General features: G+C 36.1%; 26 protein-coding genes and 2 pseudogenes. 21 read left to right on the forward strand and 7 right to left on the reverse strand.

The genetic code is table 11. The features are described from left to right. Positions 1–585 (forward strand): class II aldolase/adducin family protein, encoded by a 585-nt coding sequence (locus AC3ANL_RS12880; protein ID WP_488329595.1) that lies wholly within the window; start codon positions 1–3, stop codon positions 583–585. Between the two features lie 196 nt (positions 586–781). Here AC3ANL_RS12880 and AC3ANL_RS12885 read toward each other — a convergent pair whose 3' ends face one another. Further along, positions 782–1,054: a hypothetical protein gene (locus AC3ANL_RS12885; RefSeq protein ID WP_488329596.1), complete on the reverse strand. Its 273-nt coding sequence runs from the start codon at positions 1,052–1,054 to the stop codon at positions 782–784. A 126-nt stretch (positions 1,055–1,180) separates the two neighbouring features. Between AC3ANL_RS12885 and AC3ANL_RS12890 the strand changes: the two genes are divergently transcribed. From AC3ANL_RS12890 to AC3ANL_RS12915, 6 genes are all read left to right on the forward strand, one after another. Continuing rightward, the gene (locus AC3ANL_RS12890) at positions 1,181–1,537 is read left to right on the forward strand and encodes a hypothetical protein (RefSeq protein ID WP_488329597.1); all 357 of its coding nucleotides are present in this window, start codon (positions 1,181–1,183) and stop codon (positions 1,535–1,537) included. Beyond that, complete coding sequence (locus tag AC3ANL_RS12895) at positions 1,506–2,276, forward strand: lipase family protein (protein WP_488329598.1); 771 nt, start codon at positions 1,506–1,508, stop codon at positions 2,274–2,276. The genes AC3ANL_RS12890 and AC3ANL_RS12895 overlap by 32 nt, the downstream gene beginning before the upstream one ends. Further along, positions 2,269–2,571 carry a hypothetical protein gene (locus AC3ANL_RS12900; protein WP_488329599.1) on the forward strand — a complete coding sequence of 101 codons (303 nt, stop codon included), beginning with the start codon at positions 2,269–2,271 and terminating at the stop codon, positions 2,569–2,571. The genes AC3ANL_RS12895 and AC3ANL_RS12900 overlap by 8 nt, the downstream gene beginning before the upstream one ends. Before the next feature lie 589 nt (positions 2,572–3,160). Continuing rightward, on the forward strand, positions 3,161–4,531 hold the full coding sequence (locus tag AC3ANL_RS12905) for a phenylacetate--CoA ligase family protein (protein WP_488329600.1): 1,371 nt from the start codon (positions 3,161–3,163) through the stop codon (positions 4,529–4,531). 41 nt (positions 4,532–4,572) lie between these two features. After that, entirely contained in the window at positions 4,573–5,550 is a 978-nt protein-coding gene (locus AC3ANL_RS12910) for an amidohydrolase family protein (RefSeq protein WP_488329601.1), read from the forward strand. Positions 5,551–5,629: 79 nt separating this feature from the next. Next, complete coding sequence (locus tag AC3ANL_RS12915) at positions 5,630–7,087, forward strand: APC family permease (protein ID WP_488329602.1); 1,458 nt, start codon at positions 5,630–5,632, stop codon at positions 7,085–7,087. 31 nt (positions 7,088–7,118) lie between these two features. Here the strand turns inward: AC3ANL_RS12915 and AC3ANL_RS12920 are convergent, their stop codons facing one another. From AC3ANL_RS12920 to AC3ANL_RS12930, 3 genes and pseudogenes are all read right to left on the reverse strand, one after another. Continuing rightward, a complete protein-coding gene (locus AC3ANL_RS12920) occupies positions 7,119–8,072 on the reverse strand; it encodes a LysR family transcriptional regulator (RefSeq protein ID WP_488329603.1) in 954 nt (317 codons plus the stop codon). 202 nt (positions 8,073–8,274) lie between these two features. Then, positions 8,275–8,487 (reverse strand): annotated as a pseudogene (locus AC3ANL_RS12925) (IS3 family transposase); the annotation flags it as partial. Beyond that, positions 8,469–8,915 (reverse strand): helix-turn-helix domain-containing protein, encoded by a 447-nt coding sequence (locus AC3ANL_RS12930; RefSeq protein ID WP_488329604.1) that lies wholly within the window; start codon positions 8,913–8,915, stop codon positions 8,469–8,471. The pseudogene AC3ANL_RS12925 and the gene AC3ANL_RS12930, both read right to left, overlap by 19 nt. Before the next feature lie 95 nt (positions 8,916–9,010). On the opposite strand from AC3ANL_RS12930, the gene AC3ANL_RS12935 reads away from it, so the two are divergent. From AC3ANL_RS12935 to AC3ANL_RS12950, 4 genes and pseudogenes are all read left to right on the forward strand, one after another. After that, positions 9,011–10,012: a DnaD domain-containing protein gene (locus AC3ANL_RS12935; protein ID WP_488329605.1), complete on the forward strand. Its 1,002-nt coding sequence runs from the start codon at positions 9,011–9,013 to the stop codon at positions 10,010–10,012. 32 nt (positions 10,013–10,044) lie between these two features. Beyond that, positions 10,045–11,270 (forward strand): annotated as a pseudogene (locus tag AC3ANL_RS12940) (DnaB-like helicase C-terminal domain-containing protein). Between the two features lie 66 nt (positions 11,271–11,336). Then, a complete protein-coding gene (locus tag AC3ANL_RS12945) occupies positions 11,337–11,765 on the forward strand; it encodes a hypothetical protein (protein WP_488329606.1) in 429 nt (142 codons plus the stop codon). Between the two features lie 30 nt (positions 11,766–11,795). Further along, a complete protein-coding gene (locus tag AC3ANL_RS12950; RefSeq protein ID WP_488329607.1) occupies positions 11,796–12,446 on the forward strand; it encodes a thermonuclease family protein in 651 nt (216 codons plus the stop codon). A gap of 619 nt (positions 12,447–13,065) precedes the next feature. On the opposite strand, the gene AC3ANL_RS12955 is transcribed toward AC3ANL_RS12950, so the two are convergent. Beyond that, positions 13,066–13,266, reverse strand: a complete 201-nt coding sequence (locus AC3ANL_RS12955) for a hypothetical protein (RefSeq protein ID WP_488329608.1) — start codon at positions 13,264–13,266, stop codon at positions 13,066–13,068. 355 nt (positions 13,267–13,621) lie between these two features. On the opposite strand from AC3ANL_RS12955, the gene AC3ANL_RS12960 reads away from it, so the two are divergent. After that, positions 13,622–14,029: a hypothetical protein gene (locus AC3ANL_RS12960; RefSeq protein WP_488329609.1), complete on the forward strand. Its 408-nt coding sequence runs from the start codon at positions 13,622–13,624 to the stop codon at positions 14,027–14,029. Between the two features lie 97 nt (positions 14,030–14,126). Here AC3ANL_RS12960 and AC3ANL_RS12965 read toward each other — a convergent pair whose 3' ends face one another. Both AC3ANL_RS12965 and AC3ANL_RS12970 read right to left on the reverse strand, forming a co-directional pair. Next, complete coding sequence (locus tag AC3ANL_RS12965; RefSeq protein ID WP_488329610.1) at positions 14,127–14,873, reverse strand: AAA family ATPase; 747 nt, start codon at positions 14,871–14,873, stop codon at positions 14,127–14,129. Positions 14,874–15,096: 223 nt separating this feature from the next. Continuing rightward, positions 15,097–15,846 carry a hypothetical protein gene (locus AC3ANL_RS12970; protein WP_488329611.1) on the reverse strand — a complete coding sequence of 250 codons (750 nt, stop codon included), beginning with the start codon at positions 15,844–15,846 and terminating at the stop codon, positions 15,097–15,099. A gap of 546 nt (positions 15,847–16,392) precedes the next feature. On the opposite strand from AC3ANL_RS12970, the gene AC3ANL_RS12975 reads away from it, so the two are divergent. The 9 genes from AC3ANL_RS12975 to AC3ANL_RS13015 all read left to right on the forward strand — a co-directional run bounded on the left by AC3ANL_RS12975 (position 16,393) and on the right by AC3ANL_RS13015 (position 24,360). Next, positions 16,393–16,623, forward strand: coding sequence for a DUF7662 domain-containing protein (locus AC3ANL_RS12975; RefSeq protein ID WP_488329612.1), 231 nt, complete (start codon positions 16,393–16,395; stop codon positions 16,621–16,623). 58 nt (positions 16,624–16,681) lie between these two features. Further along, positions 16,682–17,467, forward strand: coding sequence for a hypothetical protein (locus AC3ANL_RS12980; RefSeq protein ID WP_488329613.1), 786 nt, complete (start codon positions 16,682–16,684; stop codon positions 17,465–17,467). Then, the gene (locus AC3ANL_RS12985) at positions 17,448–18,032 is read left to right on the forward strand and encodes a hypothetical protein (RefSeq protein ID WP_488329614.1); all 585 of its coding nucleotides are present in this window, start codon (positions 17,448–17,450) and stop codon (positions 18,030–18,032) included. The genes AC3ANL_RS12980 and AC3ANL_RS12985 overlap by 20 nt, the downstream gene beginning before the upstream one ends. 679 nt (positions 18,033–18,711) lie before the next feature. Next, the gene (locus AC3ANL_RS12990; RefSeq protein ID WP_488329615.1) at positions 18,712–19,509 is read left to right on the forward strand and encodes an IclR family transcriptional regulator; all 798 of its coding nucleotides are present in this window, start codon (positions 18,712–18,714) and stop codon (positions 19,507–19,509) included. A 36-nt stretch (positions 19,510–19,545) separates the two neighbouring features. After that, a complete protein-coding gene (locus AC3ANL_RS12995; RefSeq protein WP_488329616.1) occupies positions 19,546–20,487 on the forward strand; it encodes a DUF1177 domain-containing protein in 942 nt (313 codons plus the stop codon). Beyond that, entirely contained in the window at positions 20,484–21,161 is a 678-nt protein-coding gene (locus AC3ANL_RS13000) for an AroM family protein (protein ID WP_488329617.1), read from the forward strand. Before AC3ANL_RS12995 ends, AC3ANL_RS13000 begins: the two co-directional genes overlap by 4 nt. Positions 21,162–21,338: 177 nt before the next feature. Next, positions 21,339–22,655: a purine-cytosine permease family protein gene (locus AC3ANL_RS13005; protein ID WP_488329618.1), complete on the forward strand. Its 1,317-nt coding sequence runs from the start codon at positions 21,339–21,341 to the stop codon at positions 22,653–22,655. A gap of 83 nt (positions 22,656–22,738) precedes the next feature. Next, positions 22,739–23,542: a nitrilase-related carbon-nitrogen hydrolase gene (locus tag AC3ANL_RS13010; protein WP_488329619.1), complete on the forward strand. Its 804-nt coding sequence runs from the start codon at positions 22,739–22,741 to the stop codon at positions 23,540–23,542. 320 nt (positions 23,543–23,862) lie between these two features. After that, positions 23,863–24,360 carry a hypothetical protein gene (locus AC3ANL_RS13015; protein ID WP_488329620.1) on the forward strand — a complete coding sequence of 166 codons (498 nt, stop codon included), beginning with the start codon at positions 23,863–23,865 and terminating at the stop codon, positions 24,358–24,360. Positions 24,361–24,789: the final 429 nt, after the last annotated feature.

The raw sequence follows: 24,789 nt of genomic DNA on the forward strand, positions 1-24,789 counted from the left end.
ATGGAACATACATTAGATAAGAAGATTAATCATGCTATTTGGGTTGCCCATAGTCTCTTTCACCGTGGAAAAGCTACTGGAAGCGTCGCTAATTTAAGTTTTGTACATGAAAATAAAATTTATATTACTGCTACTGGAACCTGCTTTGGAACTCTTAAACCAGATGAGTTTGCTGTTCTGGACATGGATGGAAATCAATATGATGATTTAAAACCAAGTAAAGAATGGCCGTTACATTTGTCAGTTTATAAAGCAAAACCGGATACGGGTGCAGTTCTTCATACACACAGTACTTATAGTGTGCTTTGGAGTTGTTTACCCGGGCTAAATGAATCGGATTGTATGCCGGATCATACACCATATCTGAAAATGAAATTGGGAACGGTTGGCTTAATTCCTTATGAAAAACCAGGAAGTAAAGAACTGTTTAATGTATTTGAAAAAGGTGTAAAGGCTACTGATGGCTGGCTTTTAAGCCATCATGGCCCGGTTGTACCAGGAAAAGATGTCATGGAGGCGTTTTTTGCATTAGAAGAATTAGAGGAAAGCTCGAAAATTGCATGGGAGTTACGGAAAGAAGTATAACTCATATTATTATTCTTCCGGAGTAATTTTGAACAAATATATAGTTTTTCATTGATCTTGCTTGAAATTAAGTAAGCCCAAATTCAAATAATGCATTTAAAAGAGTTTGTTTGGACTGCAACCAGTTGATCCGTATCCAGTACAGCAGTAAAAAAAGAAGGCACTGTTAGATAACTAACGGTGCTTTTTCAATTTACTATTCTTCATCTGTTTTTACTTCATCACCGGAACCAACTCCGCCCACACTATATTTATTGTTTTCATAATTAATAGTAACTGAGTACTTTTGGTCTGGCTCATCCTTATTATAGCCATCCACCCAAACTGTACCTTCACCAATTGCACTTGTTAATTCAACATCTTTAGGAACAAAGTTAATGTTTTTCTCATTCCTCATATATTCTACAGCTACTTCTTTAGCTCGTTTACCGATCTCAGTTTTATCTGTATCATTACATGCATTTAACAAAAAGATCACCCCTATCATCAGCATTATTTTCATAAATAATTTTTTCAAATAATCGCCTCATTTTCAAAAAATTGCTACAATTCACCTTGTAAATTTAGTATATTAAAAATTGGGAGGTATTTCAATATGACATCAAACGTGAACGATTTGAGCTATTGGAAACTAAGCGAGCTTTCTTATAAAACTAAATTAAGAAAAACAGAAACAATATTCCATAAAGATATTGAAGAAAATTGGGAAGTGCTACATAGAAAATCAATCAAAGGCACGGGATTTGATGCAACTGTATTTAAGAACGGAAATAACGTTGTAATTGCTTATCGCGGTACAGAAGGGAACGATCCATTAGGAAGAGGATTTACAGATATAGTGACTGATGCTAGGTATGTAGTGTTTAAACAAAAAGAAAGGCTTGAAAAATTCCCGAGTCAATTTAGCGATGGTGTCGAGTATGCAAAGGAAATCGAAAAAAAAATATCCTAATGCGAAGATAAGCCTGACTGGTCATTCCCTGGGTGGTGCGATAGCTTCGTACACGGCTGCATTGGTAAATATGGATGCTGTTACGTATAGTTCTCCAAGTGTTATCGATATCTTACCTAATGATATTAAGGAGAAGGCAGAGAACGGACAGTATGACACTAGGATCATTAATTATGTTCATCCTAGAGACTCTGTGGGAGCTGGATATATTAGTGAATGCAAAAGACATATTGGATCTACTTATTACATTGGTTCTAGATTTAAAATTGAAAATGCTGATAATATAGACAATCCTTTAATTAGATTAATGGACTCCGTATCTACATATCACGGATTAAACATGTATAAGTTTGATGAATATGGAAATATTTCTACCTCCGTCCTGACAAATGTAAAAACGGGGAAAGAACTATGGCAATCCCCAAGGTATCAAAGTAATGTCCCACCATCGACAATACAAGTAAATCCACAACAACTGATTAACTTTGCAGTTCAAATAGAAAGAAGAATGGATTCTTTTAGATATAAACACTCTCAATTAAAATCAATAATATTATCTCATCATCATATAAGAGAAGCTAGTGGAATAGGGGATGAAGTTTTATCTTCTATAACGAAGTTTTATCATTGGTATGAAAATGAAACCATATTGATTACCAAAATGATTAAAGAAGCAGCACATAAATTTGATGAAGTGGATAAGAGATTATTAAAGGAGACTAGTAATTTAAATGAGTAGCATTTCAGAAATGATTGAAGAGATTAGGGTATTAGAAGAAATGGAAAATCAATTAAGAATATATATAGAAGATGTTCGCAAAGAACAAAGTAATTTTCGAAACTTTGTTCAAGAGATCATGCACGCGGCTTGGCAACAAGGTATTGCTAAAGAAGCATTCCTAAAAAGAATTTCCATCTATAATGAAGAATTCACTAAACAAATACAGAAATTAGAGAATTCTCTTTTAGATATTATAGAAACGAGAAAATGGGTTTTTAAGCTATATCTAACGATGATTCCGAATTTTATGTGATTTTACAAATCAAAAAAGACTTTACTACGAGGTAAAAATCTTTTTAATTTTGATTCCTTTCGTATTGTTTGTTGCTTTCTCCTATCACAAGGGTATAAATCGTTTGATTTATTTCGGCAGAATAAAAATTAGATCCGCAAATGTTTAACTAAACTTGTATCTTCCAATAATCGGGTTGATGCTTTTTTTATGTGTAGGTACCAATCACTGGTGCAAATGTCCCTACTAAAAATGTTAATCAATTGTACTGCAATTGTATTTGGCTAAAAAAGTGTCAGGTACTATCCACTTACTTACTGGAGGGTGCCTGGCATTTTTTACTTAATTTACCGAGGTTGATACTTTTTACTTGAAAAGATTCAGCTCATCCAAAAAAATAAAGCTTGCTAAAAACCTTCAATAAGGTTGCTAATTTGAATGAGATATAAGTAATACTTATATCTATATTACTTTTGTTAATTTCACATTAAACTGTTTTCCTAATAAACTTTATATTACAAATAGTCTAAAAAGTTAGATAAATTATTAACTTTTTTAACGCTGCTTATTTTCTGGAATTTATTACACAAAAGAAGAAGGGGGATGCCTAATGACGATTACAAAAAAATTGACAAAAGGAGTTAGTTATACAAATCCACTTTTTAACACCATGGCAGAGGAGGAGATTTATAGTTATCAAGAAAAATTGTTAAAGAAGCAATTGAGATATGTCTATCGCAATTCTGAATTCTATCGAAACAAGTTTAATGAAATAGGAGTACTTCCAGAGGAAATTAATACGATAGAGGAATTTCGCCAATTGCCAGTATTTATGAATAAAGCCATTGAAAGAGAAAACCAAAAAGAATCAAGAGAGCGTTATGGCCATCCTTTTGGGACCCACCTGTGCTGTTCCCCAGATGAAATTGAATTCACTGGTACAACGAGCGGCACATCTGGAAATCCAACGTTTACTTATACATTTACAAAGGAAGATTTACATTTTTTAAATAGGTATATTGCCCATATGCTGGAGTATGGGGGAGTATACTCCGGGGATCGCTTGCTCTTCAGCCATTCGTTAGGAATCTATGCAACCTCATCTATTTTGTGGGGGATAAGATCCCATGGTGTTTTGCCAATTGATGTGGATGTTCGAGCAGGCAGTAATATGATTCTAAAGTACGCGGAAATGACAAAACCAACTGCAGCTATGATGACACCATCGCTAGCTGAGTACTTAATAGATAAAGCTCCTGAATTAATTGGGAAGAGTGTTGATGATCTTGAATTGTCAGCTTTATTTACAGTAGGGGAGCTTGGTATAGGCATTCCCGAAATAAAGAAGAAAATTGAAAACGCTTACGGATGCCGAGTCTATGATTATTTAGGTGAATTAGGCTTTTCCTGTGATTCCGATGAATATTATGGCATTCATTGTGTTGCACCGGATTTTGGTCTATTCCCGATTGATTTAGTTGATCCAGAAACTAAAAAACCAATCGAAGTAAAGGATGGAGTAATTGGGGAAGTCATCGATACGGAAATAAGTTTAAAGGCTTTACCGAGAATCCGATATGCAAGTGGTGATGTGATCCAAGTTTTTACAAAGGAGTGTCCAGGATGTGGGTTTAAAGGAAAAAGAATAAGAGTAATTGGCCGTTCCGATGATATGTTGATTATTAAAGGAGCTAATGTTTATCCGGCAACCATTAAAAAGGTGATTGCAAAATTTACTCCGGAAGTAACGGGTGAAATTCGAATTGTTCTGGATACTGCTCCACCAAGAGTAGTTCCCCCATTAAAGGTTAAGGTTGAATACGGATATAACTTTGACCTCCGATATTTGCAAGATCTTGAACAAAGAATGAAAAATACCCTCCATCTTGAAGCAAGACTAACACCTGAGATTATTTGGTGTGAACCAGGATCATTAGAAAAGGCAATGACCAAAACGCCGCTATTTGAGAAGAATTACTAAGTTAAAATAACGATTCTCAGAAAAAAGGAGGAAGTAAACAAATGATCATTGATTGTTCTAACACATTACCGGAGTTTGCATTTATGGATGATTCTGAGTCTAACTCAAAGAACGAAAACTACTTGAAATTATTTAGTCCTCGCTGGGCACAGCTGGTCGGGTGGTCTAAGCAAGACTTTTACGAAAAACTTGAAAAGCAGCAGCAAGCAGAGGTCTTCGATGAGTTATATGCACAATTAAAAGAACAATACTCCATGGGAAATTTTTTAGAAATGTTAAATGAATCTAACGTTAGGTTTCATGCAATTCACAATATGGACTATGGCCGGGATGGTTCAGTCCCTCCAGTAGATCATGACTATGTTGCTGGAATTCTGAAAAGGTATCCGAATCAGTTTATTGGTTTTGCCGGCTATAATCCACATAAAGGGACCGAAAGTTTGAAGGTCGTTCGCAGGGCGATTACAGAGCAGGGTTATAAGGCGGTTGTTTTACCCCCATACGAGCATGGAGTCAAGGCAGACGACCGAAAATATTATCCTCTATACGCTCTTTGTGATGAATTGGAAGTACCAATATGGATACATTCATCCATCAACTATTATAAAGAAACATCAGTATTTATAGACCATCCCGCAAACTTAGAGGCACCTTTAATGGATTTTAAACATTTAAAAATTATTGCCGGTCATGGAGGCTGGCCGTGGATTCCGGATATGATGGCCATGCTATTAAAATATAAAAATTTATATGTGGACACTTCTGCATTCAGACCAAAATATATTGCTGAACCAAATACAGGCTGGGATATGTTTATGAATTATGCTAATAGCCTAATACAGGACCAGATTGTTTTTGCTGCTGATTGGCTGACAATTGGACTGCCAATAAAAGATTTTCTTAAGGAGGTTGAGAGCTGGCCATTAAAAAATGATGTTAGAGAAAAGTTTTACTGGAGGAATGCAAATCAACTATTTAAATTAGGAATCAGTGAAGAATCTCCACTCACATTCAAATAACGGATGAATTGGGTCTATTAATGTTCCAATTGAAAGTGTTAAAAATGACCATCTATTCTATTGTTGGGGAGCTGTTGGGATGAAAATAGAAAGAAATGATGCTAATGTAACCGTCGTTTCAAAGCAAACTACTCAATTAAAGAAAGCACTAACGAAGTGGGATCTATTAACGATTGGGGTTGGAGCTGTAATTGGCTGGTCCTGGGTTATTTATGCAGGTGTATGGTCAACCACTGCTGGCAGTTTAGGAGGAGTACTTGCTTTCTTGATTGGTGGGATACTTTGTTCATTTGTAGGTCTCGCTTATGCAGAGCTTGCCTCTTCCATGCCAAGGGCAGGTGGAGATATTGTTTATACCTTTAAGGGATTAGGAGACCGCTGGGCCTTTATTGCTGGTGCATGTGTTGGTTATAGCTTTCTCACGTTGATTATTATTGAAACCATCATGCTTCCGGTTATTCTTGAAGCATTGGGATTCTCGGTGCCGAAGATTGGTGCGATCTATAGTATTGGAGGGGAAACTGTATATGTTTCCTATATTGCCATATCCATCCTAATTAATTTTTTCTTCGCTTTCCTTAATATGAAAGGCATTGAATTTTCAAAGGTTTTTCAAACCATAACAGTTGCGGTATTGTTATTTGCGGCAGTTTTTTACGTATTTGTTGGCGTTAGGTTTGGTGAAGTGTCTAATGCCAAGCCATTCTTCACATCTATTTCAGGTCTTTCCTTAACCTTATTGTTAGTTCCTGGTTTTATGTCAGGTTTTAACGTCGTGGCACAAGCTGCGGAAGAGACTAATATTAATCCAAAACTGATTGGCAGGCTGGTTGTTATAACAGTCTGGACAAGTGCCTTATTTTACATCCTCATTATTATCGGAACAGCATTTTCCGCCGATGCAGGGACCAGAGAATCAGCCTCCATTGTCGTTTTAGAGTCTCTTGATAACCTTTTTAACGGTTCTCAAGCTGCTAAAATTTTTGTTGCTATCGCATCTTTGATAGGGATGTTAACTTCATGGAATGCTGCATATCTTGCCGGAAGTCGTGTACTGTTTGCTCTTGGAAGAGCAAAATATATTCCTAAAGGTTTTTCAGAACTTCATTCGAAGAATAAAACACCTATGAAGGCAATTTTGTTTTTATTTTTGATTAGCAGTCTCGGAGCCTTATTAGGAACAAGTCAAATGATATTCACTAAAATTGTAAATTTATCTGGATTTATGATGATTTGTTCCTGGTTGTTAGTGGTCCTCTCATTTATTATTTTGAGAAGAAGGGAACCAAATTTAGCTCGTCCGTATCATGTAGCATATGGCAGGCTTGTAGGAGTGCTTGCTATTGTTTCACTTATTTTTTTCCTGTTCTTGTATACCCCATTAAACCCTTTAGGTGGTTTAACAATTCCAGAATTAGGAGTATTAGGGGTTGTCTTTATGACTATACTTTTACTCTATTTCAAAAATGTTCATCATAGTACGATCAGCAGGGAAGAAAGGGAAAAATTATTATTTGAAAATATAAGTAATGAATAATTTGTTTAAAGATGGTAAAAGTCGGTTCCGTTTAGAACCGACTTTTGCTTTGTACCTTAAGCTCGGCCAGCTCCTGTTTTAATAGGCAATGTAAATGGTGTTTAAATAGTTTCATAAATGTTCGAACAACGGGAGAGTAGTTTTTCCCTTTTAACTTTGCAAAACCTAAATAAAACTCCTCCGCTATAGAGTCAACTAATGGAATAGGGAATATTTCTCCATTGGAAATATATGGATTATTGATTAAATCTACTTGAGTATCAATGGTAATCGCTAATCCTTCTCGAACTGCTTCTCGTATGGTTTCAGTATTATTTGATGAAAACAGCAATTCCACCATACCATCTTGATTAACAAATTTTTTAAAATACCAGTTCAAAAATTCCCCATTAAACATAATAAAGGTTTGATTTAATAAATGGTGGTAAGTTACAAAATCCTGAGAAGCAAGAGCTGAATCTTTGTGAACATAAGCAAACATATTTATGTCAGTTAAATGTTCAAAATGAACTTTATCTTTTTTCTTTATTGTATTTTCATAAACGGCAATTACTCCAACATCTAATTCTTTATTGATGATGGACTGAGTAATTTCGATAGAACCTTTTTCAATTATTTTAATCGTTTGATGAGGGTATTCCTTTTTAAGCTGTGATATTAAAGAAGGGAGGAACGGTAAATGTAAACCTGAAATGAAACCGATTTTTAATTCATTTCGGTCAGATTCACTTAAGTCAACCACTTTCTTTTTTAAGTCTTCCCAGTGTTTTAATATTTTTTCTGCATGAGCTATCATTTCCTTCCCTTTTTCTGTAGGGATTACACCATACCGGGTACGGTTGAAAATTTCAAAATTCAGCTCCTCTTCCAATTTTTTGATAGATTGACTAATGGCTGACTGTGAGATAAATAGTCTTTCAGCCGTTTTCGAAAAGGATAGAGTTTTAGCAACTGAAACAATAAACTCTAATTGTTCAATTTGCATACACGATTCTCCTTTCTGGTCAAAAATAAAAGATATTGCTTTTACTCCATAACGTAATTAAATTAATGTAATTCGGCATTTTAAAGTGGAATCCTTTTAAAAATAATAAAATAAATGTGTCTGTCGCAGTTATAGGAAGAGGAAAAAAAGTGCCAGGCACGATCCTATTATGAGGTGTTCCCTAAAAAATTAAAGTTTTATATTAAGCAGCTGATTGGTGGGCATGGATCCGGTATGGAACCGGACTCATGCCTGCCAATTTTTGCTTTATACGCTTGTTATTATAATAATGGATATAATCTTTAATTCTCTTTTTTTCCTCAAATTAGCTCAGTGCTTCCCCATAATACATTTCTTGTTTCAGTAACCCGAAAAAGTTCTCCATAGGCGAATTATCTAAACAGTTTCCTTTTCTTCTAGAGGTTTTTTACTTTTTTTGGTCTTTGCTTCATCAGACATGGGAGGCCCTCTTTTCGGTTTACCTAGGGTTTCAGAACCACCTTCCAGATAAGCTCTCTCCCATGGATCTATCGTAGAAAGGTTGGTTATCCCAAAATGAAGGGCTGTATCCATTTCTGATGAACCTGTTCTCTCCATGTATCTTAATACATCTAGCTTGAAATGAGTAGAATATGTTTCCTTATGGATCTTCCTCATTAACCCTTCAGCTCCGAATTTCTCGTAAACTTTTACCCAGCTCTTAAATGTTGTTATATCAATGTTTGTGGTTCTTTTTTTTGAAAAAAAGCTGTAAAGGGTTGGATTTGAATCCACTTCACACAAAGATTTCCTTATCTTATCGGTGAGTGATGGGTACCACATAATAGGTTTGCCATAAAACATTCACATTTTTATAAAAAGCACCCTATCCGTTTGCTCCCTAAAACTATATATGATCTATGAAAGTAATTTTTGTAGAAGAAAGGATAGGGTTGTAGATGGCAAAATATCGAATGGTGCGTACGGACTTTTGGAAGAATCCGATTGTGATGGAGGAGATGTCTCCAGAGGATAAGTATTTTTACGTTTATCTGCTTACAAATCCACAAACAACGCAAATTGGGATCTATAAAATTACGAAAAAACAAATGGCTTTTGATTTGGGCTATTCGATTGAGAGTGTTCATTCGTTAATGGAACGGTTCACTCTGCATCACAAATTGATTCGTTACAATCCTGAAACGAGAGAACTCGCGATAAGAAACTGGGCGAAAGATAATCTGCAAAAAGGCGGGAAACCGGTCCTAGATTGTATCTATTCCGAATTAAAAGAGGTCGAGGATCTCTCACTTATTCCATATGTTTCGGAATCCATACATAATCAAGAAATTAGCAGTCTCTATGAATCTTTTTGTAAGCAAGAAGAGTTGATAATCGGCAAGGAAGATAGCGATCAAGATAAAAAAGATCCATCAATTACTCCATGTGAAGAGCTTGACGATCCGTTCACATCACGTTATACGATAAGTGGACAAAAAGAAAAACAAAAAGAAAATAAAAAAGAAAAACAACAAAAAGTATTTCCTCCGAATAAAGAGAACCTACCCGAAATAGAGAATTCCTTACAGAGTAATCAAAAAACAAAAGATGTAAAAGAAATTGTGGAGTTTTGGGACGCGAATGGATTTGGCTTTACGAACGTGAATGCAAAACAGCAGTTGTTGTCGTGGTTAGTTGATTCTAGCTTTTTACAATCGAAAGAAATGATTTTAAAAGCCATGAATATTGCATGTGCCAATAACAAGCGAAAGCTGAACTATATTGTTGGGATCCTGAAAAATTGGGAAAATGAATCGTTATTGACCGTAGAAGAAATTGATACGTACCAGGAGAATCAAAAGTCTGAATCGAAGCATCGGCAATCTACCAAAAAGTTTCAAGCTGGAAGAGATATTCCCGGCAGATTTGTGCTCGACCTCTCGGCAGGTGAAGAGTCATGAGTTTGGCTGAAAAGACGTTCTTAGGAAGCTTGATGAAGGCGGAATACTTACTCAATGATACAATCATTCAACCTAAGCAGCTGGAAAGTACACGGCATCAAGAAGTAATGCGAAGAATGGTGGAATTAAAACGAGCTGGTAATAACATTGACTTGATAACCTTGTCAACATTATCCGACCTTGAATTAGTTGGCGGAATGTCTTACCTTTCTGAGCTGTTATCGTTTGCGGATCTTGAGAAATTTAATGGAATGGAGAAGCTTATCCTTGATCAGTGGAAGGAACGGGAAAAGAGAAACATCTTAACCGTTGCAGCCGTAAATGATTGGGCGATTGCGAAAGTCATTACCGAACTAGATAAAATTAACCAAATAAAGATGGAGGATCACACGCCTTTACAACAGGCGTTGTCAGATAGGTATGAGGCGCCTTGGGAGGATCAAATTCTCCTGAAAAGTGCGCCAACAGGTATCAAAAAGCTCGATGATGTGACGGGAGGTTTTCATGATGGGGAAGTGACGATTCTAGCGGCAAGACCATCGATGGGAAAAACCGACGTGATGCTTCATTTTGCAAAAATGACGGGTTGGTCCGGGTATCTGCCCCTCGTTTTTTCCCTAGAAATGCCTGAAAAACTGATAACGTCCCGGTTAATTGCTTCGACAGGGGGCTTTAACCGCACAAAAATGCGGGATCCAAAAAGAATGCTGACTGAAAAGCAAAAGAATAAATGGTCGGATGTGATTGGTGATCTCTCGAAACCCATATACAAATTTTTGATGGGGCTGGACAAACGATTGCCGAAATGAGAGCGAAAACGAGAAAGCTAATGAATCAATATCCAAATAAGAAACCGATTCTTTTTATCGATTACTTAACACTGATCGATTCCAGTCAATTTTACGGGGGAAATTCCCATCAACAAGTAACAGAAATATCGAAATCTCTCAAAACAATGGCGAAGGATTTTGATTGCCCTGTCGTTTGTTTGGCGCAGCTCAATCGATCGGTGGAATCAAGGGCCAATAAACGACCGATGATGTCTGATATTCGAGAATCGGGCAGTGTGGAACAGGATGCTGATGTCATTTGGTTCTTGTATCGTGAAGCATATTATGACAAGGAATCGGAGGATAATTCCCTTGAAATTATTGTTTCGAAGAACCGAAATGGTCAAGTTGGAACCATCGCGGTGGATTACAACCAGTATACAGGAAGGATTGAGGACCTAAAGGATCTGAATTTAGAACTTGAATAAATGACAAGCTGGCCTTTAATAAGGAAGTCTACGGATGAAAAAATTAGAATTACGAGGTGCAATCACATGATGGTGAAAGAACTTTACCAGGATAGTTTATTCTATGAAGATTCCCCATTGGCCCATTACCTCTACCATTTACTAGCTGAACGGAAAATTTCATTAGATGACCACATTTCCAAAATAGACTTTGATCAAGCCGATCATCAAAAAGTGGCGGAATTGATCCAAACCAATCTGTTAGGTTTTCATAAGATTTGCATCTATTCACTGAAGATGGACCAGAAAAATTTTGCCTTTATCTTTGCTGCCAACGAGCATGATGCCATCCAATTCTATTTCAAAACCTTTCAGCAACCCCCACTGAACTGTCACGAATATTCACTAGATTTCGAGTTTTCCAGAGGCAAAGGTGTAATTTCGTTTCGGGACATGAGGAAAGAATTTATGAGTTTTCCAGCTTTAGCTGGGTGGTTTATCATGGAGAGTGTATAAGGAAAGATTGAAGGAAAAGAGGGAGTGTAGATGCGAAAAAGAATCATGGGTGTTTGTTTAATGGCAGCAGCTACAATATTTATGTTTCATCCGCTAGAACGGTTGGATGGGGAAAATCAAGTGAACAATAATATACAGCAAGAAGAAGTTCAAAAAAGTGAATCACGAGTGGAAAAACCATATGGAATGCCAACAAATCAAATCCCCATCACATTAGTAGAAACGATTGATGGAGATACGATTAAGGTAAGAGTAAAGAACAAAATTGAAACAGTTCGTTATTTATTAATCGACACCCCCGAATCTAAAAAGCCTGGCATGTGTGTCCAGCCATTTGCAAAAGATGCTTTCCAAAGGAACAAGGAGTTAGTAACGGGTGGAAGTCTATCGCTGGAGATGGAGGAGGGGAATACCAGGGATGCATACGGAAGACTACTTGCTTATGTATATGTAAATGGAAAGTCCGTTCAAGAATCGCTGCTAAAAGAAGGCTATGCACGGGTTGCCTATATCATGGATCCACCATATAAGAACCTCAAGCTATTTAGGACAAATGAGAATCTAGCAAAGATGAGCAGATTGAGGATATGGAGCAGGAAGGGCGATGTGACAAATAGGGGTTTTATTGGATGTGATCCTGGAGGATGGCAAAACATGCCATCGCTATTACAATTACATTAATAATAAATTGCATTTTTTTCGTTTTGAATAGAAAGTTAACAATTAATTTAAGAGTTGTTAAATTCCAGACAAATCGACATATTTTTGAGGTTTGCTAGTCTATAATGACATCAAACAAAGGGAAAGGATGAAAACTATTTACAAAAATTATTTCTAGTTTTAAAAGGTAAAAAGAAAAGTCTTGTGTATATGATCAACATTTATATTTAAGCTCTATTTTCTGTAATTAGTTACGGAATGGAAGAAATCATGGAGGAAATCTCAATGGCGATTTTAAGCTTGCTTAGCATATACATCTTGGGTTCTCTTAGTATTGTATGGCTGATTAATTTAGTTTTTAATGCGTTCAAGAATAAAAATACCAAGGTTAAAGAAAGCAAAAGCGGGCATATATATATTCAAGAGAAAATACATAAATCGTGAAAAATTTGATATGCTCTCTTTAAATTAGATTCCCTCAAATTAAACTACCCTCATCACGTAAAGGGTGATGGGGGTTCCATTTTGTTTAAATGATGAAATAACTAACGGTTGTAACCGAGAGATAGGTAGATGGATCAACATTAGTTCAGTTGTATGAAAAAAACCCACTAAAATAGGTTTTAGTGGGAAGAGAATATCACTTTAATTGCCTTGTCTTCAAGGTGACAGCAAGTGGGTCATTTTCCAAACAAAATTCAAGCAATACGATTTTTCCTTCTTGTTCTAGATGCTGTGCCTTATATATTAGGTCTTCTGCTTCTTCTTTGGATGATAAATCCGATATCCTTACGTTCCCATTACTGTCGTTGATGTGACTTAATAATTCTTCTTTCTTCATTAAATCACTCCATTTAAATGAATTAATTTATAATTACCCTAATAGAAAAAGGAATAAACATTTTATAGCCGAGAACCTAATCCCTAACGACCGGCGCGTATTAGCTATACTCGGGTTTGGTTTTCCTGAAAATAAGCCTAATGCTTAGAAACTTCCTTCTAAAAAAAAGATTATCTAATATGAATCCTTTAAATAAATAACGAATTGCCTTCCTTCATAAATTATTTCAGATAGGAAAAGCGAATAGCCTGCACTATTCGCTTTTTTTATACACACCAGGTGATGACAAGCACCAACCCTTTTTTTCCTCATATACATGAAAAGATTCATTGATAACAGAAAGGGGGAGGCGGCATTGTACCCAAATGATTCTTATCAGCCTTTCTATCCAAATTACTATGACTACAGACAAGGACTATTTCAAAAAATTCTTGCTTGTTATCAGCAAAAGCGGTGGATCAGATTATCTTTCCGAGATGGAGCCACTGCCGAGGGTTTTATCAGGACCTATGATCCTTTAAGGGGAGTATTAATTTACGTTTCTATGCAAAAGAATGCAATTTCTTGTGACGGTGAAAGGGTGGATTCTCTTCAAAAAGCACAGAATTGCATGGGCAAAAGGTCCACATTGTCACTTCCCAACAATATTAGTCTAACTTTTACCATAGAAGGTGTTGACCAATCTCAAAATATTGGTGGGTGGGTGAACATAAATGAACTTATGTCGGTATCTGGACAGGTAGTAGACGGGAGTTGTATTTAGTTAGGATGGACTTGCAACATAGAAATTTCAACCAAGGTACAAAGGGAAGCACATGGAACGTGTGCTTCCCTTTGTTTATACGCCCTTAAACCTCTACTTATGATTCTAGAAGATGATGAAGCATTCTTTTTGGGTCATTTAAGAACCGTTTCATAATCTGAAAATGATTCGTTTCTTCAAGCTTTTTCTCTTGTATTCCATCTTCACTTAATTCATATATGAAAGAATTTGGATACGACATAATGATGGGTGAATGGGTAGCAATAATTAGTTGGGAGTGTTGATTCACTAAGTCATGTATTCTCGCAACCATTGACATTTGCCGTAAGGGAGAAAGAGCAGCTTCAGGTTCATCAAGTATATAAATTCCATTTCCTCCAAAACGGTGAATAAAGGTGGAGAAGAAGGCCTCTCCATGTGATTGTTCATGAAGGGACTGCCCGCCAAAAGAGTTTATAATTTTCGGACCCCCTCCACCCTGGTCCAATTCCTCAATATTGGAAGCCACATTATAAAAGCTTTCAGCACGTAAGAAGAAACCGTCCCTCGGCTTATCAATCCCCTTGATCAGTTTAATATAGTTTGTTAATTCAGAGTGGGTATCAAAGGTTGAAAAGTTAAAGTTAAAAGATCCACCCTCTGGATTAAAACCTAAGGAAACCGCAATGGCCTCTAATAAAGTAGATTTTCCCATTCCGTTCTCACCGACCAAATAGGTAACCTTGGGATGAAAGGGAAGCTGATTAAGAGTCTTTATACTTGGGAGATTAAATGGATATTTAGAAAATGCAGGGACATCTTCTCGGTTTAAAATGAGACTTCTAACAAACGGGGAATCTATCACAACGGATCAGCTGCCTTATTTTTTTATTTTATTATGACCAATGAGCAAGTGCAGGAAGCGTTTTTGGCTTAGATATGTTTGATAAAGTTAACAAAAATCACATTACAACGAGGGTTTAAGGCGGTTCCCAATTTGTCATTTAGACAATAAAGTTTGAGGAAGATGGGATCATCCTCAAACTTTTAATAAAAAAATCGTTAATTTCTCTAACAAATTGCTCCTTTTAAGCAGATTGCTTTCTATTTCTTCTTGTTTGTTCTTCTTTTTTGTTTGATTTCGCTTTTTTTGATTTTGACACTCTAAAGAATAGGATCAATCCTGCAGTAAACATTAGAGTCCACACGAGTGCAAATGTATTACCGCTAAAATAGATTCCTACTACAGGGATTAACAGTAATACGATACTTTTTAAATAATAATTTCCTTTAGGGTTTATGGCCATCAATACTGAAATAGCAACTAGAATCGAAGGGATGAGATTATCACCCAAAAAGGAATGATTCATATAATTGACATAGAAGTAATAGCCAAAGGACCCTATAATGGCAACTAAGGAAAGATAAAATCGTATGACCGCATTCTTATAAAAGAGAATACAAACGGCAATAAAATTTATTCCTGCACAAATTCCAGCTACATATAATATCTGAGTAAAATCACTTATAGGATTTTTCGCAAAGTCCAAAATATATTTGAAGTTGTAACAGACAACTCCTATTACAATGATTTTAAAAAGAAGTTTTACCCAAGACAGCTCCAATTTCTTTTTCTTTTTTGACGATCGGAACCTTGATGGTGAGCTTCCTCTCCCTTTGCTCTCATGCTCTATATTTTTCCTAGACTTAAACCACTTTTGAAATCCGCTATCATCTAGTTCCTTATCAGCATCTAATCTAGAAGTGTAATCGCTTGTGTTATATTCTTGGTCATTGCCTTTTTCAATATGTTGTTCTGACTCAGAATTAAAATCCAATTTTATATTCACCTCAAGTATTTTTTATAATTATACCTTATTTTAATATAAGTAGTGATTACAAGCTCCTTTTAATATCACCACAGCTTTTGTTGATTAAAGAAATAGGAAATGTATAACGGAAATCCCCTGTGTTTTAAAAGGATTCATCATTGATTTCTCTAGACGAAGCAATAATTGTGCTTGATCATGAAAGCGAAAAACTAGTTCAGTAATATTGATTCATTAATCAATATTGATTCAAATAAATAAAAGGAAAAGGAATGATTAAATGATAACGCTTTAGCAGCAGGTTTTGGATAATTGGAGAATACTTATCTTCGTATATGATTGATGTAGTGGTTCTGGTGACTATACATTCTTCTGCGATGATGGAAACATCATTGAAACTCACGAGTCAGTACAATTAACTCCAATTAAATAAATAGTTTTGGGGAGTTGATAGGAAATGTTGACTTCCCAAAATAAAATGTATTTACTTGGAAGGAGATCAGCTGCAAGAATGAGAATATTTACTTTAGTAAAATACTTTTAGGAGTTGAAACCATGGGCAAGTATTCTCCATTATTAAATTATTTAAGTAGTCATGATGGAAATCGTATTAAATTAACATTTAACCAACTTGAAACAATTATTTCGGATAAATTGCCGCCATCAGCATCCAAATATAGAGAATTTTGGTCAAATGGCGGTCATAGTCATGCAAGTTCTTGGATGGATGCAAATTGGAGAGTTGAACATGTGGTATTAGGAGAATATATTGTGTTCGAAAAATAAACGATAAAATAATTTTTAATATCAGTGTATCCACTTAAACAGAAAGTTGGTGCAACAATTGTTAGCAGAAATACATAATAAAATTGCCGCAAATGGCAGTAATTTGACTGAGCGGTTGGAGGATAAATTAACTGGAGACTTCTTTGGCACTTTGCGATACTTGCCATTTGAAATTGGTATGAAATCAGTTCTTTCTTCAGTTAAATTTGAAAATGACAAGGTCACCCAAAAATGGAATGGCAAAATTCAGGTTGAAAAGGGCTATATGCAAGATATGGAGTTTTGGTATCGGCATACTGAAGGGGAAATTGATTTATTGCTTCCATTATCCAATGTAGTTATTGGCATAGAAGTCAAATATTTAAGTGGTATTTCTTCAGAAGATGACACAATTGATAACAGCATAGATTACCAGGAAAGCTGTAATCAGTTAGCTCGTTATTCTAGAATGATGAAAGATATTGCTAATGGTAAAACACCTTATTTAATTTTTCTTACTCCGTATAAAATGATGAAAGAAGTTGAGAAAACGCTTCGAAATCGTTCTATTATTACTCCTGATGTAAAACTAGGTTTTTTATGCTGGGAGGATATTCTTGATTCAATCGGCGAAATTGATTTATCCCAACTTGAGTCAGGACAAAAAATGGTTGTTCAAGACTTACAATCCCTTCTTATGAAAAAGGGACTCATGAGATACAAGGGGATTTCAAAAGTTATTTTAGAAAAAGCAGTAACGAATGAGGCCTATATTTTTCAAAATGGTCAAAAAACAACAAAAGCCTTGAATTGGCCTACTAAACTATTAACGGAGGATGATTTTTATGTCTTTAGTAAAGAGTAATCTTGGTCAAAATATCTCTACTGCGGTTGAGGTTTTAATAGAAACATATAAAAACCTAGACAGCTTATTTGTAGAGTTGGATCGAATTGGGGAAGAAGAAGGCTTTTTAACACTTACCCCCAAATTTATGCGGTGGAAATCAGATACTGATCCAAGTGGATGGTTGACAAGCAATTTTATTAAGCTGTATCAATTAGAAAAAGATCCAGTTTTTCCAAATGACCTAGGCTTGAAATCTGGTTCATTATTTGGAGTAGAGGTTGATTTACTAACAAATGAATATCCTGTTATTTCTCTTATAAAGTACACATTTGATTATTCAAATTGGACAAGATTGCCGTCAACATCAGATCACTGGATTTTCTTCGGACCATTTAGATACGATAACTTTTTTAATATTTATGAAGAAGCCGGTCTTTGGACAAGCGAGCCGTTAGACAAAGCCAAAAAGCGCTATTGGGGAATACAAAAAGCAGTTTCACGGGATATCCCGCTAATAGAAATCACAACTCCTGAGTCAATTCGGACGAAGATTTTTCAGGAACTAGATCAATTACCTATATAATAAGAAAGATCATAGGAATAAATGAGTAAGAATTTTTTATCTTAATCGTAAAACACTTTATGATGTAATAAAGCACCAAACTCCTCATGCCTCCGATGAAGCGAGGCTTCTGAAACTAATAAAAAAGAAAAAAGTGCCAAGCACTATGAACTGCACCGAATTGTTAGACACAAATCTAACAATTCGGTGCAGTTTTTGTATGGCTAAATATACGTTTGAAGATAAGTAAAGGGTAGTGAAAGAATATGAAAAAGGAAAGTTATCATATAGAGATATTATTAAGCAACTAGGTAATATTCATCAAACAATCCAGAAGTGGGTAGCTATATTATGCGCATCGAGGAGAATCTTATTACTTTGATACTTAGATTTTGGGTCCGCTTCGAATATCCCCATGTTTTATTAATTTTTATCGCATTGTATTTAACAAACGTTTTCCAAACATACATCTTCATAAAAAAATAATTATAGAAGGGCGTGCAATTAATGTAGCGTGATGAATCATACTGTATTTTTTTGTACCGTTGGGTATTGCCCTCATATCAATGAGTTAAAAGCAGGTAGTGGCTGTTTTTATAAATTCAACGAATTTTTCGTGCTTTCATTGAATAATAATTAGTAAATTCATATATAGAATCAGTGGTTCTATAATAGAAACAATATGGAAAGGGTAATTCAAATGACTCTAAAAACGTTGGATAATTCTTTAAAAATACTTATATATTTCACAAAGGAAAGACCTGAATGGGGGGTTCGTGAATTAGCAAAAGAAATGGGAATAAACCATTCCATTGTTTACCGGATATTATGTACTTTTGAGCAGCATGGTTTTTTAAAGAAAGATAAACAAACCAATAAGTATGAATTAGGACTTAAATGCCTTGAATATGGTTTGATCGTTCAAGACAAATTTCGAATCTCAGAAATTATCAAACCCGAAATGGAAAAGTTAAAAGATGAAACAGGGGAATCTATTTATTTAACATGGTTGGACCACCTTGAGGGGATTTGTGTGTCAATTTTTGAAAGCCCTCAAAATATTAAATGTGAGGTGGCTTTAGGAAGCAGAACTCCTCTGTATGCAGGCGCATCTGCAAAGGTTATAATGGCGTTTTTATCTGAACAGGAGCAACAAACTATTATACAAGGAGGTTTAAAGGCATGGACAAAAAAAACTATTACTGATGCTGAAACTCTCTTGGTAGATCTACAACAAATAAAAAAGCAGGGATGGTCCTTTTCTGTAGGAGAGTATAGCGAAAATGTGGTAGGAATTGCAGTTCCAATTTTTGATTATAAAGGACAGATTACCGCTTCTTTGACTTTGGGAGCGCCAGAGTATAGGTTACCTAAAAGTAAAGTGGTCGCTGTTCTTGAGAAAGTTCAAAAAAGTGGTAAGGAAATACAACAAAACATAGAAAAATATCTTATTGGTATGGAAGGAATAGGGCGACCGCTTAGTTTCTTAAGAAAATAATTATCTATCAAAATAGATTTAGGTTGGAGGTTAATTATGTTAAATAAACAAGTGTTAGAACTGTTTGAACTATTGGATAGTCCAAATGCAAATGGGAAAGATGTGAAAGCGTTGTTTGAAAGTTACGGTATCGCTGAAGTTGAAATAGAATCTGTTAAAGGAGATCGAGGAAGCACTGATTTCATTAAATTGGTTATACCTGGTTTAAACGGAAAAAGAAAGGGGGGAACCGCTCCTACACTAGGTATTATAGGACGTTTAGGAGGACTTGGAGCGAGACCTGAGATGATCAGTTTTGTTTCGGATGGTGATGGAGCATTAGCTGCGCTATCTACCGGATTGAAAATTGTGGATATGAACAAAAAAGGAGATAGGCTCCATGGGGATGTAATTGTTTGCACTCATATAGATCCTGATGCCCCGACGCTTCCGCATGAGCCGGTTCCGTTTATGGACTCAGTTGTTGATATTAACGTGATGAATCAGCACGAAGTTATGGAAGAAATGGATGCCATTCTTTCTATTGATACTACTAAAGGAAATCGGATTATTAATCATACCGGTGTTGCAATTACGCCAACGGTAAAAGAAGGCTATATTTTACGCGTCAGTGAAGATCTTCTCAATATATTACAAAATGTAACAGGTGATTTACCTGTTGTCTTGCCAATTACAACACAAGACATTACACCTTACGGGAATGATGTTTACCATCTAAACAGTATATTACAACCGTGTATTGCGACCTCTGCTCCTGTTGTTGGAGTTGCAATAACAGCTAAAACCGTGGTTGCGGGAAGTGCTACCGGTTCGTCGAGGCTACATGATGTTGAAGCCGCAGCACGGTTTTCCGTGGAGGTTGCGAAGTTATTCGGGAAAGGAAAAACGCAGTTCTTCAATCATATAGAGTATAATCACTTGTTATCATTGTATGGTTCACTGAAACATCTCCAAACGTCAGGAGTGAGCATCACTTGAAAAAACTCGGTGTAGTTACCATTGGCCAGGCACCAAGAAAGGACGTCAGTCCGATTTTGAAAAAATATATTGGGGATAGTGTGGAAATTGAGCAAGTTGGTGTGTTGGACGGGATGACGAAAGAATACATCGAAAGTTCCCTTTACCCAGAAAAAGATGATTACGTCTTAACAACACGTTTATTATCTGATGACTCAGTTGTTTTGTCGAGGGAGAAAATAGCCTCACTTTTACAGCAAAAAATAAACGATTTAGAAGACCAAGGGTACAGACAGATTCTTTTACTTTGCACTGGTGTTTTTCCAGGCCTATATACGAAAAAGGCACTTTTAATTGAACCGGATCACGTGATTCCACCAGCTGTTAGCGCATTAGTTAGGGATCGAAAGTTTGGATTAATTGTTCCTTTGGAACAGCAGAAAGAAGACTTGGCTGACAAATGGACAAATGTTGCTCTCAAACCGATTTGTGCTTCAGTTTCTCCCTATCAATTTGATTGTAGCCGTTTGCGAAAAGCGGCAGAAAAAATGGAAAAAGAGCAAGTAGAGATAATCTTGATGGATTGTATGGGTTATGATGAGGAAATGCGGAATTCATTGCAAGAAATCACTAAAACTCCTGTTATTCTTTCTAATGCTATTATGGCCAAAATTGTTTCCGAAATTATCACTTAAATCGAAGGGAGGTTTGATTAGAAAATAGCAGATTGGTTGAAATCAGTGCAAATCCTGTAGATACTAATGTTCATATTAATTTAGTCTTAAAACAGCCTGACATTTAAATCGATAATCAAAAACTTCTAAATAGTCGTCAGCTCGTAATCTATAAAAAAATTACGGAGGGATAATAACATGGCGGAAATTTTGGATAGATCAAAGGTTGATAAAGGGGACGACTTTGCATCAGAAAGGGTGCCTAATGAAAAACGGTATCACTGGTTAACGATTACTGTTATTAGGTTTGGACAGATGTCGGCGTTATCTCAATTCCTTCTGGGTGCTACTTTAGGGTTTGGAATGACCTTTTGGGATGCATTTTGGGCACTTACATTAGGTGCAGTTGTGCTTGAAGTAGTGATGATTTTGGTTGGAATTATAGGAATGAAAGAAGGATTGCAAACTTCACTATTGGCTCGATGGACTGGGTTTGGTTATTTCGGTTCGGGACTTCTAGGGTTAATAATTGGGATTTCGAATGTTGGCTGGTTTGGGGTTCAAAATGCAGTATTTGCTTCAGGTCTTGAGCAAATGATTGGTGTTCTGCCGTTTTGGGCATGGGCAATTGTTTCTGGGGCCCTTGTAATAGCAATTGTTTACTACGGTGTTTCTTCGATGGGACTCGTTGCGTATATCACGGTGCCTTTATTCCTGATTGTCTGTTTTTATTCTATTGGGCACGCTTTGTCAGGACATTCATTAGGTCAGTTAATTGCGAGTCCAGCCCCAGGTCCTCATTTAAGTATTGCGGCTGGTGCAACCCTGGTTGCCGGAGCGTTTATTGTGGGTGGGGCCGTTACTCCAGATATGACTCGATTTAATCGTTCTGTGGGAGATGTTATTAGACAAACAGTCATTGGCATCACTTTAGGTGAATACGCAGTAGGATTAATTGGGGTACTTTTAGCACACGCGATAAAAACCGCTGACGTGATTAGCATTGTCCTATCCACAAGTGGAATCATAGGCACCATTATATTAATAGCGTCTACTGTGAAAATTAATGATTGGAATTTATATAATAGTACATTGGGTGTCATCAACTCAGTTGAGATCATTACTGGACGAAAACCAAGCAGAAAACAAATAACCTTAATCATAGGAGGTCTAGGCGTTCTTTTTTCAGCGCTAGGTATTTTGGATCACTTTATTGGATTTTTAAGTTTACTAAGTGTGTTCATTCCTCCTATTGCCAGCATTATGATAGTTGACTATTTTATACTACGCCGTCAACGTAGCCTACTAGACGAATCGCGTGAGAAGGGACTGCTGCCAAGTGTAACTGAACGGTGGAATCCTGTTTGTATTGTCGCGTGGGTTGGTGGTATTTTAGCTGGGCAATTTATTACTTGGGGTATTACTTCACTTAATTCACTGGTTGTCTCTGGTATCATCTATTATCTAGGTGGAATCTTCTTTTTAAAAAATAATCAGAAAGATCAAGAAGATTAAATTGTTATGGTTATCCAAGTTTAATGGTATAAGAAAATAGTATTTTCACTGTTTTACTTTGAGTGAAAGGGGAATAAGTTTTGATGAGAAAGGTAAAAGTAGCGTTAGTACAATTTGAGAGTAAAATTTTAGATGTCGAGTATAACCTTTCTAAGGCTCTTCGTTTCATAAATCAAGCTGCCGAACAAAAGGCTGACCTGATTCTGTTTCCAGAATTGTTCTCTACAGGATATGATTTAGATTTGATAGGGAATCAATATTTTGAATTGGCAGAAGGATTGAATGGGGCAACTGTTACAGTTTTTCAAGAACATGCACGTCATCACAATATTAACATCGTAGCCCCAATTGCATTCCAAGGTGAAGTAACGGGAGTCATTTTTAACAGTGCTATTGTTATAAATAGAAATGGTGAAATTAATGGAGTATATCATAAAACCCATTTATGGGCTGGTGAGAAATCTTATTTTAAAGAGGGGACTGACTTTCCTATATTTGAACTAGATTTTGGGAAAATTGGCATCATGATTTGTTACGATGGCGGGTTTCCTGAGGTTTCTCGAACACTTTCACTAAAAGGTGCGGAACTCATTCTTTGCCCCTCCGCATTTCCTATTGCAGATAAGCATATGTGGGATATTTATTTTAAATCAAGAGCTTTGGAAAATGGCTGTTTTGTTGCATCTGTTAATTGTGTCGATAAACAGAATACATTGCATCTCTTCGGTAATAATAAACTTATAAATCCGAATGCGGATGTTCTTGTAGAAGGAAAAATGAGTTGTGAAGAGATGCAAATTCAAGAAATTGATTTGGATTTAGTTAAGGAATATCGAAAAAGAAATCCATTCCTTCGGGATCTAAAGCCAGAAATATATGCAAAATAATTTTAAAAGACAAGTCATTGAGGAATTTCTTATAAATCTCCTCAATGACTTGTATAGTTACATTAATGAAAGCAAATCAAACCTTTGATTGCGACTTGGTCACAACTTTGGGGTCAGTCCCCTGGTGAACTAAATCTATAACGTACCGGGGGACTGACCCCATTTTTCTAGTTAAGTTGAATAAGCCAATTTACGAGGTACTCTTTGAAATAAATCATCTGTCAGGGTTTTCAGATCGTAGCATATCTCAGGAAAAGGAAAAGGAAAAGCTTATTCTTGAGCAGTCTCAGTTGAAGAAAGCGTTACAAGAGCTTGAAGATGTGCCGAGACTTAAAGGTGCCGTCCATCAGTGGCTCGATGCGTTAACAATATATAAGGATCAACTAAAGGAAACCCTCATTAAAATTGACTACTTAAGCTCTGCGCTTATATCTCGAGCCATGCTATCAACTTTGAATTACCGAGTAAGAATTGGTTCAAGTAATTTAGGTTCACGTTATTTATTTGGTGGACATATCCGCAACAGGGAATTTTTATGGACAAACAATGATGATTCATTAAAGCCATTGTTCACCAAGTTTATATCTGCTGTGTTAAATGCGAAGGGGCGGACTATGGAAGAGAAAGTTACCTCGCTTATTAATGCTAATAAATGGACATCTTCCGATTGGCAATATTACTTTATTAAGTACGACACGGTGTTCAAGGAGCGGTATCAAACATTTACATTTTCAGTGCAGATTCCTTTGCAATTGAGCGACTGTCTGGTGTTAATCTACAGGCTGCACACATTAACCCTATATATGAGTCAGTTGTAGAAGCGATAGGTAATAGATCAATTTGTAGAATATAAGATTGCAAGAAGAGACTTTCAGAACGAAGCGTAATAAGAACGACAAATGGGTCTATATTTGGGCTAGATGGGCTTAAGTGGAAATATGAGGTCGATTCGGGAGTAAAAGATGAGTTAGATAGTTATGCTAAAAAAATAACCAGTTACGACTTAGTTGAGCAGGGGTATGTGCTAGTGATGAAGATGTGGGAATTGGAGAAGGTAAACATAGTTTTAATCAAATAGGGTCATTAGGAAGAAGAGGTTCTTATAGTTTTGGAACCTCTTTTGTTTTGTTTTATCTATAAGTTGCCTGTAACTTTCTATCGAAAGGCTTCTCGGTTCTGATGGGGGCATTATCACAAGCGGGCATAAATCCAATATGTACTGATTCCAAATCAATTCCAAACCATTA

The sequence above is a fragment of the Neobacillus sp. DHD-1R genome, from assembly GCF_057747995.1.